We start from the raw sequence: 15,003 nt of genomic DNA on the forward strand, positions 1-15,003 counted from the left end.
TGTAAATTAAAAATTCCTGATTAAAGGCCGTCCGTAATGTTTTCCACCAAACAAAGTGCCATCACCCTCGTTGTCGTCGTATTGATACTGACGACATTGGGGTTAGTGATGCTTTTCAGCACCAGTGCATTTGCCATGAAACAAAGTGGGGACCCCTACTATTTCATCGAAAGGCAGGTTGTCTTTCTGTTGCTGGGTGGGGTGGGATGCATTGCGGCGGCTTGCTTAAATTACCAAAACTACGAAAAGTATGCTTGGTGGATATTAGGGGCGACGATATTGGCTCTCATTCTATGTTTGATACCGGGTTTAGGAATAAAGGTCGGAGGAGCCAGGCGTTGGTTGAATCTTGGATTTACACGTTTACAACCAGCGGAATTCGCAAAGTTAGGTGTCATCATCTTTCTTTGTTTTTGGATGGCGAAAAATTATAAATTGGTTCCAAAATGGGATTGGGGGTTTATCTATCCCGCACTCATTGTTTCTGTGCCACTGGCCCTGATTTTTCTACAACCTGACTTAGGAACGGCTTCATTAATCGGTTTAGTCATGATCATACTGATGTTCATAGCGGGGACGAAAATGAGGTATATACTCCCGAGTGTTATTCTCCTGCCTTCGATCGTTTTGACGATCGCATTAGCGATCCCCGAAAGGCGTGCACGACTGCTTTCATTCCTAAATCCAGAAAATGACAAAGACGGGAAAGGTTATCAAGTCTGGCAAGCCCTGATTGCCTTGGGCTCGGGGGGGATTGATGGTTTAGGCTTGGGTAATAGCCGCCAGAAAATGATGTATCTGCCGGAAGCACATAATGATTTTATTTTCCCTGTTATCGGCGAAGAGCTTGGACTCTGGTGGACGCTCGGGATTGTGTTTTGTTACATCCTGATCATGGTCTGTGGATTCATGATCGCCGTCTGTGCCAAGGACAAATTCGGTCTATACCTGGCTTCAGGGATTACCCTTCTGATTTGCCTACAGGCCGTTATTAATATTGCCGTTGTCACAAACCTTTTGCCGAATAAGGGAATGCCCTTGCCTTTTATCAGTTACGGGGGATCTAATTTATTGGTCTGTCTGATTGGCATCGGTATCTTAATCAATATTTATAGGCATGGGGTTTTTATCGAAAAACATGACCCTTTCGCGATAGCGGAATACACACCGAAGGTCTAAGAATTATATGAACTTTGTCATTGCATGTGGCGGTACAGGAGGACACCTTTTCCCGGGATTAGCCGTGGCAGAGGTGCTCAAGGATCGTGGACATGAGGTGACTCTCTTTATTTCCAGTAAGGAAATCGACAGGCTCGCACTAAAAGATTATCCAGGATTGCATGCAGTGAGCCTATCGGTGGTTGGTTTGCCGCCGATTTTCTCACTGAGGATGATTACATTTATCAAAGGATTTATTAGCTCGATTTTCAAATGCCTGTCGATTTACCAGACTGATGCTCCCTCATGCATACTTTCTATGGGCGGGTTTACGGCTGCACCTCCCGTGATTGCCGGGTGGCTCAAAGGAGTGCCCAGTATTGTCCATGATTCAAATGCTATCCCGGGTAAGGCAAATGTATTGGTATCTCGGTTTGTCTCCAAAGTAGTTTTAGGCTTGGATGAGTGTAGGTCATATTTTCCACATAAACCTGTGGAAATAACAGGCACACCACTGAGAAAATCATTGAAGTCGGCCACTGAAAAGCATTATGAATATTTCGGTTTGAATCCTTTGAAAAAAACGATTTTGGTCATGGGCGGTAGCCAAGGGGCGGGGGGAATAAATGAAGCTGTCCTGAAAGTCTTGCCGATCATGAATGAAGCCCAAAAAAGGGAATGGCAATTCATCCACATTACCGGCTCCAAGGATGAATCCAAAGTGCGTGAAATATACAGCAAGACCGGTGTGGTGGCATTTCTAGCCCCATTCAGTCATGAGATGGGCGAGATGTACCGAGTGGCAGATATCGCCATTTCACGCTCGGGAGCAGCGTCGATGACAGAACTTTCATTCTTTGGTATTCCGGCGGTTTTTATCCCATACCCTTATGCCGCCGAAGATCACCAAACCAAGAATGCCCGTATCTTTGAAAGGGCCGGTGCCGCACAACTTGTTTCACAAGAGGAAGCCACCCCCCAAAAGTTAGTCGATGATATTAATAAACTTTTGAGTCATCATGATGAATTTTCGAAAAAAGCACGTGCACTTTTTGTCGAAGATGCTGAAATAAAGGTAGCAAACGTTATGGAGGCATTATGTCGTTAGACATGAATCATATTCAAAAATTAATTAATGAAAAAAATGGACGCATCCACCTGATCGGGGTGGGGGGGTCGGGAATGAGTGGGATCGCCCGAATCCTCCTCCAGAAAGGTTGCCCAGTCAGTGGCTCTGACCTGCTACAGAATAACGAGATTGAAAAACTCCAGGCGCTGGGATTAAAATTCCAGAACCGCCATCATGCCAGCCATGTAAAGGATGCGGCCTTGGTGGTTTATTCATCGGCTATCCGTTGTGAAAATGAAGAGTATAAAGCCGCACAAGAAGAGGGTATTCCCTTGGTTCGTAGGGCTGAGGCATTGAGTGTATTGATGGGTTCGCAAAAGTCTGTGGCGGTAGCTGGAATGCATGGGAAAACCACCACGACGTCGATGTTGGCATTTGTCTTGAAAGCTTGTCACCAGCAACCCAGCTACTACGTGGGTGCCGAAGTGCCTGACCTTGGCGCGAGTGCGGAGCTGGGTATGGGCGAGCAATTTGTTGCGGAGATTGATGAAAGCGATGGTACGGTGACATTGTTTGAGCCGGAGTATAGTATTGTGTTGAATATTGAGGAAGAGCATCTCGATTATTACAAAGATATCAGGGCTATCCTCTCGGCCTTTGAGACGCTGGGGAGTAATACCCAGAAGAAAATTTTCTACTGCGCAGATGACACTGAAACTTTCCTGCTCTTTGCGAAAAGTGACAAGGCGGTCAGTTTTGGATTTGGTGATGTGTCGACTATTAGGGCTATTGACGTGCAGCCGGGGCAATTCAGCTCGACATTCAAGGTTATGAATAATAACTGTTTGCTCGGATCTGTGACGCTGAATGTCCCCGGCAGGCAGAATATTTCCAATTCCCTTGCGGTGATTGCTGTTGCCCTTGAGTTCAACCTTTCATTTGAAAAAGTCGCCAAAGCATTGGGCGGATTTTGTGGTGCCAGAAGGCGTTTTGAAGTGAAGCTCAAGACAAATAATTTTGTTGTTGTCGATGATTACGCCCACCATCCTACTGAGATTAAAGCGACTTTAGCAGCGGCCAAAAGCGGTCATAGCCAGAGGATTATTGCTCTCTTTCAACCGCACCGTTACAGCAGGACCATGCATTTCAGGGATGAGTTTGCCAAGGCATTTAGTGATGCAGACCTGCTTTTCCTGACCGATATATATGCGGCCAGTGAAAAGCCCGTTGACGGGGTCACTGGAAAAACAATTTATGATGCCGTCAAGCTGGAGTCTGGTATCCAAGTGGATTATGAACCAAATTTCCGCAAGTTACTCTCAAAGGTTTCGCAAATTGCTCAGCCTGGGGACATGATTATCACTCTCGGGGCAGGGAATATCCATGAGGTGGCGGCTAAAATTGCGGATGAACTCAAGACTTTTGAAGGCATCCGGGCTGTGACAAAGCCTGAAACAAAAATTCTCCGCCAAGAACCAATGCGTAAACATACCACCATGCATGTGGGTGGTCCGGCACAATTTTGGATTGAACCAGCTGACGAGGTGGACCTGAAGGTTATTCTAGAGTACGCAGCCTCCCATGATATTCCACGCATTGTGGTCGGACGCGGGAGCAATTTGCTCGTCAAGGAAGGGGGGATTAATGGGTTTGTGCTCCATCTTGGTTCCCCGTATTTTAAACGGGTTGAAATTCTTGAAGGTAACAGGATCCTTACAGGTGCCGGTGCGCGTAATAAGGAAGTCGTGATGCAGCTCAAGCGGATGAATCTCGGAGGATTTGAGTATTTGGCCGGAGTTCCGGGGAATATAGGCGGCGCATTAAGGATGAATGCAGGAGCCATGGAGGGGAGCACATTTGATGTCGTCGAGAGTGTCCGCTTTATGGATGACCGAGGAATCATTTATGACAAAAAGAAAGAGGAGCTGGAAGTTTATTACCGTAATGTTCCTGTATTCAGGACTCACATAGCCCTTTCCGCAGTTTTGAAAGCCAGTGTCGATACGACTGAGCAGATTACCCAACGCCTCAAGGTGATGGATACAAAACGCTGGACGACACAGCCGGCGGCCCCTAGTGCCGGGTGCATTTTTAAAAATCCCGCAATGTGTGGGGCAGGGAAATTGATTGATGAGCTCGGACTGAAAGATACGAGGGTCGGAGGCGTGCGTGTCTCCGATATCCACGGTAATTTTATCATCAATGATGCCAAAGGCACCGCCAATGATGTCTTAGAATTGATCGAAATCATCAAACAAAAAGCCAAGGAAGTCCGGGGTATCGAACTCGAAACGGAAGTGATGATCTTGGGCGAGGATGAGGATGGAGTGATTTATGAATAAACCGGTTTCACAAATGAATATTGCAGTCCTTAAAGGGGGGATTTCAAGCGAACGCGAAGTTTCCCTCCGCTCAGGGGCTGCCGTCGCAGAGGCATTAGCCGGGGAAGTGGCTTCAGTTGTAGAAGTCGACATCCAGTCGAAAGATTTTTCACTGCCAGCAGGTATCGATTTTGCCTTTTTAGCGTTGCATGGGGAATTTGGCGAGGATGGACAAATACAAAATATCCTAGAGCATAAAAAAATTCTCTACTCGGGGGCGGGTGTAGAAGAAAGTAGGAATGGCTTTGATAAAATCCTGACAAAGTTACTCTTCGAAAAAGCTTCTGTCAAAACCCCCGGATTTGAACTCCTTGACGAGCCCCAGGCTCGTTTAAGCAAATTGCATGCGCCAATCGTGATCAAGCCGCCATGCCAAGGTTCCAGTGTAGGTATCGAGATTATCAAGGGAGAGTCTTTAATTGCTGGTGCTATCCAAAGGGGCTACCGCTACGGTTCGCGCCTGTTAGTAGAGGAATTCCACCAGGGGCGTGAATTGACGGTGGGGGTGATAGGAGGAGAAGTGCTTCCGGTAGTCGAAATCCGTCCAAAGAGTGGTTTTTACGATTACACAAATAAATATACCCAAGGGGCGTCGGAGTACCAAGTGCCTGCGGATCTTTCTCCGGAGGAAACTGAAATTGTGCAGGCGGAGGCTTTAAAGGCTTATCATGCAATCAGTGGACACCTTGTTTACGGGCGCGTGGATGTGATCCTCGATTCGAAAAAGAATCCATGGGTATTGGAGGTCAATACCATTCCTGGTATGACGGGGACGAGCCTGCTCCCGAAAGCGGCGGCGGCAATGGGCATTAGTTTTCCAGCACTCTGTTTGAAAGTGATTGTCGAGTCGTTAAAAGCCCGGCTATCAGTCAGTGAGGTGTTATTATGAATTACCGGAGAAGCACGGGAATAAACCCGAAACTTTTGAATGTCAAGGTCACTTCCCGTAAGAAGACGACGGTTAAAACCCAATCCTCGGGAAAATTTCTCTTGGTACTGGTGATTGTTGTTTTCTCCCTGACGGCAACAGTATTGGCTACAAAATTCCTAGCCCAAAAAATGTTTTATGAAAATGAGAGTTATACGCTCCAGAATATTTACATCGATAACCATGCCCAGATGAGCCAAGTCGAAATCCTGCAAATTGCCCAAGTAAAAAAAGGGGATAACCTTTTTGCTCTGGATTTGGAGGAAGTCCGCAGCAAACTTGAAGGGATCCCTCATATTAAAAATGCAGAGGTTTATCGACAGCTACCGGATTCCTTAACCATCCGGCTCATTGAAAGGCAACCTGTCGCGCGATTGGGGCTGTGGTCCGGGAAAGTGGATAATGGGGTGAGGGTTATTGACCAATATTTATTAGATGACGAGTCCGTCGTGATGGGCCGCCGGCCGGCGCAATCCCCTCATTATCCTTTTTTAGTCGGTCTGAATGAAAAACAGGAAATTAAGGAGGGTATGAAACTGGCTAACCCGGAGGCCATTGCCGCCTGTAAATTATTAAAAAGAATTGATGTCAGCCCGGCCCGTTCGATTATTGAAATTGTCCAAATAGATGTTTCAAAAAAAGATCAGGTGACGTTGGTCTTGAATGACGGGGCAAGGATCAAAGTTTTGTCGCAATTTGTGGACGAACACATTGAAAGGCTCGAAGCGATTTTAAATTACACACATCAAAACGAAAAAATCCTGCAAACAGCTGATCTGACGGTGGATCGGAATGTGCCGGTGGTATTCCAACCATAGGAAAAGGGGGAGGAAGTAATGAGGAATAAATCAAAAATTATAGTAGGATTGGAAGTAGGGACTTCCAAAGTGACAGCCATTGTCGGGGAGATAAAACCGGACAACTCGATCCAGATATTAGGATTTGGCAGGTCAAAGTCTGTGGGGATCCGCAAGGGAGAAATAAATGATTTTGACATGACGAGCGAATGTATTTACCAGGCGCTCAACGAGGCAGAGCTCAAAGCTAATGTCACGATTAATGAATTATATCTGGCGTGTACGGGTGGACATATCAAAAGCTTTTCACACCGGGGCGATGCAATGATTTCAGGCGAGGAAAGTGAAGTCTGCTTGTATGATCTTGACGAGGTGGAGGAATCCGCCAAGGAGGCGGCCATCCCAGCAGAGGACACTTTGATCCATGCGGTGCTCCAACATTATTATGTGGATGGAAAAGAAGGAATCCGTAATCCTGTTGGACAATTGGGTACCAAGCTTGAAGCGGATTACCTCCTGATACACGGGCGCGAACTGAGGATTAAAAATGCCATCAAATGTGTGAAGAGTACAGGGGTCGAAGTTTATGATGTGGTTTTTTCCCCTGTAGCCGCCGCCCAGACAATTTTGAAACAGGATGATAAAAGGCATGGTGCCATAATGATCGATATCGGGGCGGGTACCACTGAGTATGTTGTTTATGCGAATGATGCCATAAAGCATGCAGGAGTCATTGCTGTCGGGGGAGAACATATTACTAATGATATTTCGATTGGATTAAAGCCCACCTCGGCAGCATCCGAGAGGTTAAAAATCGAGCATGGAAGCCTATTAGTGGAAGATATGGATTCCCAAGAGCTGATCAATTTAAGGGGTGAGTTAGCCTATGAAGAATGGACCGTTTCTAAGGCTGACCTGACGGCTATCATGAGGGCAAGGGTGGAGGAAATATTTGAACTAGTCCACCAAGACATTGAGAGCAAGGGATTGATGCCTTATTTAAGGCATGGTGTCTACCTGACAGGAGGATCGAGTATGATTGTGGGAATCGCTGAGCTTGCGGAGGAGGTTTTTGAATTACCGGTCAATGTCCTTCAGGGGCCACAAACAAACACGCAAATACCCCTTGATTTGAATCCTGAATATTCTGTGGTCGTGGGGCTCTTGAAATATGCACATAAAGTCGAAGAAGAAAAAGCTGAGAGAATGCCGCATCAGACACTTGAACGGATCAGTCGCCGCGTAATGGATTTTATCTACGCGATGAAAAGCTTAATATTTTAAAATAATAGATCAGAGGGAATAAATATGATTGAATTCAATAGGGACGGAATCTTGGGTGAACAGGCCTCACTACCGCCAAGCCGTATTAAAATATTCGGCGTGGGTGGGGTGGGGATTCATTGTATTGATAAAATGATTATTGAAGGCCTTAACCAAATGCCTTTGGTTTCTTTTGATACCCGTGCACAATCCCTTGAATCGAGTATTGCTGGGGAAAAAGTACTGTTAGGCAAAAGGATCTTACGCGGGATCGGGGCCGGGGGTGATCCTGAGTCTGGAAAATCGGCAGCCACTGATGATGAGGGGGTCATCCTCTCACTGATGAAAGATACAGACATTGTTTTTCTGGTCGGCGCACTGGGGGGAGGCACAGCTACGGGAGGGCTCCCTGTATTTGCGAAGACGGCCCGTGTCGCGGGAATAAAAACAGTGTCCATAGTGACCCTTCCCTATGACTTCGAAGGAAAACGCAGGATGGATGATGCCCGGCGGGCATTGGATCTATTAGAGGAGGTTTCGGATTGTGTCTTGGTTTTGGATCATTCACGTTTATCGGATTTGATCGATGAGATCGGAGGATTGAGGAATTCATTTGAATCCATGACAGATCTCCATGTCAGGGCTATTTTGGCATTATGGCGGATGTTGTCCTTTAAAAACCTCGCAAAGATTGACTTTGAAACCATCGGCAAATGTTTTGAGCAGGATGCACAAACTTTATTTGGTTATGGTGAGGTCAGGGACAGGAATGTGAAGGATGCTTTGGGCCATGTATTTTCCAGTGTTTTAATGGGGAATAATATCCTTTTACGCCAGGCGGACTCCGTCCTGATGAGTATCACTGCGGGAAAAGAAATGACCATGCAGGATGTCCAGCACATCCTTGATGATGTGAAACTGCGATTGAATCCGCAAACAAAGATACAAGTTTCAGCCAGTATCCATGAGGATTTTGATGACCGTCTGAATATTTCAGTTTTTGCAATCACTCCCCATGGACGCCCGGAAATCAAACCCCTGTCTGTGGTGAAGGATTCAGCCGAAATCGAAATGAACCTCTTTCAACAACCCGCCAAAACGGTTAAAGAAAAATCCGGTTCAACATCAATGGCATCAGCTTTTCCGAATGGCCTTGTAGAATCCGAGATAACAATTAAACCTGCGGCAACGGTAAAGCCTAAGAAGAAGAGGTTGGAGAAGCAGGAGTTAATTGAATTCCAAAAGCAAAAAGGCCGTTTCGATAAAACAGAACCCACAATGGTGAACGGAGTGGATCTCGATATTCCCACATTCATGCGCAAAAAAATCGCTATAGGAGCGGAGTAGTTCCTCGAGTGTATTTCATAATCAAGCGCCGGTAGGTTTCTGAAGGATTGTCGCCGAAGGGATCCACGGGCATGCGGCGGGTGCCTTGGGTAAAATCAATGGAATAAAGCCCGAAGCGTGGGGCGTATGATCCCCATTCATAATTATCAGTCATTGACCAATGAAAATAGCCTTTAACCGGGAAACCTTCTTGAATCGCTGTGTCCACAGCCTCCAAATGAGCAGAGAGGTAAGCACTGCGGTGAACCCTGTCAAAACGGGGATAGAGTTTGTTGTTAAATGATCTTCTGGTAGCCATCCCGTTTTCAGCAATAACAATGTCAAAGCCTGGAAAAGACTTTGCATAAGACCGGATAAAGAATCCTAATCCTTGGGGAAGCATACGCCAATCCCACCATTTACTCGTAACGGCTTGCAACATTTGCATCCTGAGGGACTTTGTCTGGTATTCCCAATCCCACCAGACCGGCCAGCGAAAAGCGTGTGCGCTGAAGGGATCGTAATAGTCAAATGCCACATAATCAAAAAAACGGGTTTCACCAGATTCATACATCTCTTCCCAGAGTGGACGCAGGGAATTTTCTGTAAAGAGTTTGGGTAACAAGGCGAGTTGGAGTTTTCTTGCCAGCATACCGAAAGCGTAGGAGGGATCTTTTTTGAGGGGGAGCTTGGCATCACGGAAATCGTGATCAAACTCTTTGGCGCGCCGTTTCAGGTAGAGTGGGAGGTCGTGTAATGGTTTTTTACCCTGACCAAAGTGGAGTACATCGTACCAGACTCGGTCCACCCAATAAAGATCATGGCAAAAGTTATTTGTCGAAATATTCACCTCGCCCCACTTATTTTTGGCATATAGTTTTTTAAGCCTGCTGTAGGTACGGACATGGGCAGTGTAGAGGTTGACGAGTGCTTTTTGGGCGTAAAGGGGGCCTCGCTTGAAGGAGCCGGGGAATATTCCCAGAATGTATTGGTTGAGGATGAGGATATTGGCCTCATTTATGGTGATAATCCAGCGCAAGGGAGGATGTCCATTTTCGATGAGTTTATGATTGATCCATTCGACCGTATCAACGCAATGATTGCTGAGTAAGTCGATATTTTCTGTTTTTAACCAAGGATCGCTCCCGAGCCAATTTGGATGGGTAAAGTGGAAAAGGGTGACCAACGGGGTTAATCCTTGTTCGTAAGCCGAGGATATCATCCCGGCATAATGGGAAAGGGCCTTCAGGTCATAAGCCGGTATTTGAGTGGACCGGATATCTAAGGAAGGTTGGAGTCTGGTCCATTCGATTCCCAGCCGGAATGAATTAATGCCCAAGGATCTGGCTAGGGAAAAGTCTTCTGCGTAAATTTTCCAGAAGTCAGCAGCAAGTCCCGAGGGTGCGACCTCACGCTGTTTTTCCCATTGAGCCCAATTATTAAGAGGTTCACCCTGATTATTGTATCCCCCTTCGTGTTGGTAACCGGAAGAGGATACGCCCCAAAAAAAGGGAGAAGATTGATTTTGGTCATTCAGATGATTCATCAAGTGTGGCTAGCTCCTTTGGAGGTCGCATGTTCACCCCGCAGGGTGACTTGATTATGCTCTGGCCGCGATTTATCATGGAGTAAAATATCTGTCACTTCTTGGGCTGCATAGGGGCAGCCGAGTAACATCGCCTGACGGCTCATAGCCTCTAGTTTGCCTTCGGTTTTTAATAACTTTGCGAGACGGAAGTGTATGGTGAGAGTATCGGGACATTTGATTGCAGCGCCGTTCTCGAGGAGAAAATCACTATTCCTTTCTTCCTGTCCAGGTATCGGTGAAATGATGACAATGGGTAAACCGGAAGCCAGGGCTTCTGAAGTAGTCAGTCCACCTGGTTTTCCAATATAAAGATCCGAAGCAGCCATCCAGAGATTTATTTCATTGGTATATCCCAGAAGGGTAAAAGCATCTTGCTTTTGATGCTGGGCAACTTGCTTTTCCACCCCTAGCTTCATCTCGACGGATTTTCCACAGAGGACAATCGTATGGAGGGGGAAGTTAATCCGACAGAGGGCTGCGATCATAGATGCGATATCCTCATCCTTGAGGCCACTGAGGTTGAGGAGGATAATTCTTTTACCGGGGGGTAAGTTTTTGAGGGTACGTATTATGATTTTATCGTGGGGTTTGCTGAATACCGGATCGATCGGAATGCCGGTGGTGCTAATCCTGTCCAAGGGGATGCCGAGAGCCTCTAGGTGGGCGTGGACCTCGTCTCGGGCGACAAAGTAACGGTGAAAATTCCGTGCAAGCCACATGGCGTGGAGGTCGTAATCTGTAATGACGATCGATAGGTTTGTGTGGAGTGTCCCATTACCAATCAAGTGGGAGATGATACCCGCAGGCATAAAGTGGGTGCAGAGACAGATGTCAGGCTCGAATTGTTTAATAAAATTTACCAAGGGCCTCGTATTGAGCCTGTCAAGCATGAGCCGCATCTTGTCGGTTTTCCATGGTTCATCAGTCTGTTTATACCACCAGCCGAGGAAATCAGGAGCCTTCTCGACGAGTTGCGCGTAAAGTTTCGAGTAAAAATCCCGGAAAAGTTTATTCGTGAAATCCAGTGCGTCACAATGCCGGACTGCTGCAACATCCGGTTTCAGGGAGAAAGCTTTTTCGAGGGCTGAACCACAGCGGACATGACCAGTGCCGGCACTGGTGGAAAGGATAAGGACTTTATGTTTCATGGGCATTTCTGTCGAGTGACCCCTCTTATATAGTTCTAAGCACCTGAAAAAAAAATGATTACAATGTGACAAGATGGTGTCATGCCCATGGCGAGAAAAAGGGGGGAACAGGATGTGTTTAGGGTGAAATCAATCTTTATATTATGCATCTGTACGAGAATGTATTTGCAAAAAAAAGGAGGCATGAGATAAAGAGTACAGTTCTTTGGAAAAGTAATTACAAAACATCATAAGCACAGGGAAGGCCGTGGGAGTCGGCTACTGTTGCGCAGCGGTAATAGAGTGACGAATGCTTCAATTAAACCAATCGGTTATGGAACCGGTGAAGGTGCAAGCAGGAGGTTATCAGCTCTTAAGTCCGAATATCTGTCTTATGGATGCTCATTCGTTCCCGACGAGTGTCGGAGGAACGAAAAAACTTTTTCGCAAAAAAAGAGAATGAGGCATAGTAAAGAGTTTTTCCGGAGTAGTCTCCGAATATTTCATATTCGCCTTCTTCAAAAGATTCACACTTGCCCTTCGTAAAAAAACAAGAAAGTGAATCAAAGAATATGAAAACGAATAAAATATTAACGCTGGCAACCGCTTTGCTGGTGTCAGCCCTGTCAGTCAAAGCTCAAGTAACAAGTTTTAGTGATATTAATTATTGGGTAGGAAGCGGAACAAATCAATCCGTTTTAGTGATTGACTGGAAAGATGGTAAAGCCCCTCAAAGCATCGCTTGGGGATACCAATGGAATGGTTCTACTACTAAAGAAAATATGCTTACGGATATCGTTGCTGCTGATACAAAGCTTTATATGAATGCATCCCCTAGCGGTTTTGGTCTAGCCCTTTATGGACTAGGTTATGATGTTAATGGTGGCGGATTTGCAACGACAGCGGGAACATCCTTTGATTTACAGGGAATTGCAATGGGCCCATTCAATGGATATCCTGCGAACTCAACTCAATCCCTAACGAACCTATCAGTCGATGCCATGGATCACTACAAGCAGGGGTGGACTTACAGCGTAAATCCTGCTGATGGTTATTGGACTGACTTGGTAGGTGTGGGTAATCCATTCAGTGGAGGTTTATGGCAACAAGGTTTTGGTTTATCCAGCTCTGTCACTGACGGACAATGGCAGGCCCTTACTTTCGATGTAGGATTTGCGAATTTTTTTGCCGCATTTCCTACCGCAGCTCCCGGGACTTATCCGATTACTGGGACAATTGCTGCGCCTTCCCCAGTGCCTGAACCGAGCACTTATCTCATGATTATTTCAGGTCTATTTGTGCTTACTTATGTCGTGACTCAAAGTCGCAAAAACAAAAAGTCCATTACCCAATAATTATTAATGATTGAAGTGATGAAAGGAACATCATGAAACTCAAGACGGGTTTTACACTGATAGAGTTGCTAGTTTCAGTAGCCATTATTGCAACATTATTTGCGATGAGCCTTCCCGTGTACCGGAAGGTTAAGATTGCTGCATCAGGTCCTATAGCAGCTAATACTTTGAACCAGCTCCGAATAGCCGGCCAAATGTATCAATCTGATAATAATGGTCAATACTGGAAATATGTCGATCCTGTGGCAGGAGGAAATGCTTGGTGGTTTGGTTTTGAAACCTCAGCAAGTGCATCCCTTCCTGAGGGCCAAAGAAGTTATGATGTTAAAGGGGGGACACTCGGAAGATATATTGGTGGGGCGACTAGCGGGGTAGGTGTTGATCCTGCTTATTCCATGTATGGGGGTACATTAAAAGCTAAATTTAAAAATGGTCCGATCGGATATGGATATAATGTACTTTTGGCCAGGAGTGGTTCTGAGCCAAGCATGTTTGGATGGATTGGGTTTGGATCTCCCCAAACAGTGGACTCCATTCAAAATCCTTCACAAGTTGTTGTGTTTTGCACGAGTGCCCAGGTGAATACCTTTCAAGCTCCTGCAAGTACTTCAAATCCCATGATTGAAGAATTTGTTGGAATAGATGAGTACAATCCGACAATACATTATCGTTTCGGGGATAGGGCCATGGCTGTTTTTGCCGATGGGCAAATTGGCTATGTTCCAATCGACCTATCAACTTTGGATAATAAGATGCCGAATGCAAAAATTGGGAAGCTTGCGGCAAAATATCTAGGTTTATAATCTTCATTCAGTAGATTAATTTGATCGAATAACGGCTAATTTAGTTCAATATGCAGGAAACAGGCTTTCACGACTGATGCAGTCCGACAATAGATGATTTGGATCATTGCTATGTCAAAATGATGTTTGTTTTAATGCCTGTTGAGGAAATAATTTTGGAAAAGGATTTCCAGACGATTAGGGCCGCCACTTTTGATTTTCGCTGGACAAGCGGATTTGAACTCCTTCCTATCAAGATTCATGGATTTAATCCTCATTATAGGAGTGGCTTGGTGGGTGGTAAGGTGGGGGAATATAATCTTGATCTTATTTATTGTGAATGAGCTTGGGCGACCTGGGTATTGTCTGATATTGAGGCATTATCACGGGTGTCTATCACTCCAAGAGGAAACAACATCTTTTCTTTGGTCGCAAGTGCAGATAATAATGATTCGATCAGGTTACGCTCACACAACCGTATCAACATTAATCGAGCCCCAGAAATCGCCATGGATCCTGCAGGTTGAACAAGCAGATTCACATAATACTCTGAAGAATCAAAGGTTGAGTATTTTTTTACAATCTTGTCTTTCGAGTCTTCTTTTTTCCTGACGAATGGAAAATTGCGGACGGTTTAAAGGTGTAGCTCCTCACCCCTGTGTAAGGATATAAAGGTTTAGCGACTTTATCGGGCTTGTTTTTTAAGCAAGCGTCCAACCACAAAAGAGCGAATACACAGGATCAGGAAAATCAGGCAGAGGGTGAACATGATGGACATGCTAATGGCAGCCTCCGGGCGTGCGACCTCAGCGGCACTGCTGCCGAGTAGTTTGAAGGCATTGAGAGTCCCCTTGAAAGTGGCGATCATCGAGATCAGAGAGAGGGTAGCTGCTGCGTGCATGACATGTTTGCGTAGGGCATCTTTATATCCCAGTGCCCCTAGGATCATAAATGGGATACCGAAACAGGCAGGGATGAGGGCAGTCATACTTTGCCTTCCTGTGAGAATATAGGAAGCGGCTCCGAGGATAATCATTAAAAATCCGGTGATAAGTGTGATTTTTGGCATAGGGCTCTAATCTAACTTTGGTTTTAACTTCTGCAAGCAAGGAATTTGGGATTCACGCATGCCGAATTGCCTCATAAGTTATGACACCGGGGAGAGGGAAGGTGGGCGGGGTCAAAAAGAACGTTGACTCAAAAGAAATGACACCGGAACAAAGGAGTCA

12 protein-coding genes and 1 riboswitch are annotated in these 15,003 nt (G+C 45.8%); of the genes, 9 read left to right on the forward strand and 3 right to left on the reverse strand.

Annotation, left to right across the window (positions count from 1 at the left end; translation table 11 throughout):
- Positions 1 to 36 precede the first annotated feature (36 nt).
- From ftsW to SGI98_09335, 7 genes are read left to right on the forward strand one after another with little or no spacing between them, the layout of a single operon-like run.
- Positions 37 to 1,179 (forward strand): putative lipid II flippase FtsW, encoded by a 1,143-nt coding sequence (ftsW, locus tag SGI98_09305; GenBank protein ID MDZ4743599.1) that lies wholly within the window; start codon positions 37 to 39, stop codon positions 1,177 to 1,179.
- A 7-nt stretch (positions 1,180 to 1,186) separates the two neighbouring features.
- Positions 1,187 to 2,266 carry an undecaprenyldiphospho-muramoylpentapeptide beta-N-acetylglucosaminyltransferase gene (murG, locus tag SGI98_09310; protein MDZ4743600.1) on the forward strand — a complete coding sequence of 360 codons (1,080 nt, stop codon included), beginning with the start codon at positions 1,187 to 1,189 and terminating at the stop codon, positions 2,264 to 2,266.
- Positions 2,267 to 2,268: 2 nt separating this feature from the next.
- Positions 2,269 to 4,569, forward strand: coding sequence for a UDP-N-acetylmuramate--L-alanine ligase (gene murC, locus SGI98_09315; GenBank protein MDZ4743601.1), 2,301 nt, complete (start codon positions 2,269 to 2,271; stop codon positions 4,567 to 4,569).
- Complete coding sequence (locus tag SGI98_09320) at positions 4,562 to 5,497, forward strand: D-alanine--D-alanine ligase (protein ID MDZ4743602.1); 936 nt, start codon at positions 4,562 to 4,564, stop codon at positions 5,495 to 5,497. The genes murC and SGI98_09320 overlap by 8 nt, the downstream gene beginning before the upstream one ends.
- Complete coding sequence (locus SGI98_09325) at positions 5,494 to 6,354, forward strand: FtsQ-type POTRA domain-containing protein (GenBank protein MDZ4743603.1); 861 nt, start codon at positions 5,494 to 5,496, stop codon at positions 6,352 to 6,354. Before SGI98_09320 ends, SGI98_09325 begins: the two co-directional genes overlap by 4 nt.
- An 18-nt stretch (positions 6,355 to 6,372) precedes the next feature.
- Positions 6,373 to 7,617, forward strand: a complete 1,245-nt coding sequence (gene ftsA, locus SGI98_09330) for a cell division protein FtsA (protein MDZ4743604.1) — start codon at positions 6,373 to 6,375, stop codon at positions 7,615 to 7,617.
- 24 nt (positions 7,618 to 7,641) lie between these two features.
- A complete protein-coding gene (locus SGI98_09335; protein ID MDZ4743605.1) occupies positions 7,642 to 8,943 on the forward strand; it encodes a hypothetical protein in 1,302 nt (433 codons plus the stop codon).
- Here the strand turns inward: SGI98_09335 and SGI98_09340 are convergent.
- Together SGI98_09340 and SGI98_09345 are read right to left on the reverse strand one after the other, a co-directional pair.
- A complete protein-coding gene (locus SGI98_09340) occupies positions 8,927 to 10,468 on the reverse strand; it encodes a family 1 glycosylhydrolase (protein MDZ4743606.1) in 1,542 nt (513 codons plus the stop codon). The genes SGI98_09335 and SGI98_09340 overlap by 17 nt on opposite strands.
- A complete protein-coding gene (locus SGI98_09345; GenBank protein ID MDZ4743607.1) occupies positions 10,468 to 11,658 on the reverse strand; it encodes a glycosyltransferase in 1,191 nt (396 codons plus the stop codon). Before SGI98_09345 ends, SGI98_09340 begins: the two co-directional genes overlap by 1 nt.
- Before the next feature lie 194 nt (positions 11,659 to 11,852).
- Positions 11,853 to 12,047, forward strand: a riboswitch (cobalamin riboswitch).
- Between the two features lie 162 nt (positions 12,048 to 12,209).
- Here SGI98_09345 and SGI98_09350 point away from each other — a divergent pair.
- Together SGI98_09350 and SGI98_09355 are read left to right on the forward strand one after the other, a co-directional pair.
- Positions 12,210 to 12,992, forward strand: a complete 783-nt coding sequence (locus SGI98_09350) for a hypothetical protein (GenBank protein ID MDZ4743608.1) — start codon at positions 12,210 to 12,212, stop codon at positions 12,990 to 12,992.
- Between the two features lie 32 nt (positions 12,993 to 13,024).
- Complete coding sequence (locus tag SGI98_09355; protein ID MDZ4743609.1) at positions 13,025 to 13,795, forward strand: type II secretion system protein; 771 nt, start codon at positions 13,025 to 13,027, stop codon at positions 13,793 to 13,795.
- A 664-nt stretch (positions 13,796 to 14,459) separates the two neighbouring features.
- Here the strand turns inward: SGI98_09355 and SGI98_09360 are convergent.
- Positions 14,460 to 14,843, reverse strand: a complete 384-nt coding sequence (locus SGI98_09360) for a hypothetical protein (protein ID MDZ4743610.1) — start codon at positions 14,841 to 14,843, stop codon at positions 14,460 to 14,462.
- Between the last annotated feature and the right edge of the window lie 160 nt (positions 14,844 to 15,003).

The organism is Verrucomicrobiota bacterium, assembly GCA_034440155.1.
In the GTDB taxonomy this organism is placed as follows: Bacteria; Verrucomicrobiota; Verrucomicrobiia; order JAWXBN01; family JAWXBN01; genus JAWXBN01.

Bases quoted from the DNA above. Each gene is read 5' to 3' on its own strand.
- SGI98_09320 (MDZ4743602.1), top strand. From the start codon at position 4,562: ATGAATAAACCGGTTTCACAAATGAATATTGCAGTCCTTAAAGGGGGG.
- SGI98_09335 (MDZ4743605.1), top strand. From the start codon at position 7,642: ATGATTGAATTCAATAGGGACGGAATCTTGGGTGAACAGGCCTCACTA.
- murC (MDZ4743601.1), top strand. From the start codon at position 2,269: ATGAATCATATTCAAAAATTAATTAATGAAAAAAATGGACGCATCCAC.
- SGI98_09355 (MDZ4743609.1), top strand. From the start codon at position 13,025: ATGAAACTCAAGACGGGTTTTACACTGATAGAGTTGCTAGTTTCAGTA.
- SGI98_09325 (MDZ4743603.1), top strand. From the start codon at position 5,494: ATGAATTACCGGAGAAGCACGGGAATAAACCCGAAACTTTTGAATGTC.
- SGI98_09350 (MDZ4743608.1), top strand. From the start codon at position 12,210: ATGAAAACGAATAAAATATTAACGCTGGCAACCGCTTTGCTGGTGTCA.
- SGI98_09360 (MDZ4743610.1), bottom strand. From the start codon at position 14,843: ATGCCAAAAATCACACTTATCACCGGATTTTTAATGATTATCCTCGGA.
- ftsW (MDZ4743599.1), top strand. From the start codon at position 37: ATGTTTTCCACCAAACAAAGTGCCATCACCCTCGTTGTCGTCGTATTG.
- ftsA (MDZ4743604.1), top strand. From the start codon at position 6,373: ATGAGGAATAAATCAAAAATTATAGTAGGATTGGAAGTAGGGACTTCC.
- SGI98_09345 (MDZ4743607.1), bottom strand. From the start codon at position 11,658: ATGAAACATAAAGTCCTTATCCTTTCCACCAGTGCCGGCACTGGTCAT.
- SGI98_09340 (MDZ4743606.1), bottom strand. From the start codon at position 10,468: ATGAATCATCTGAATGACCAAAATCAATCTTCTCCCTTTTTTTGGGGC.
- murG (MDZ4743600.1), top strand. From the start codon at position 1,187: ATGAACTTTGTCATTGCATGTGGCGGTACAGGAGGACACCTTTTCCCG.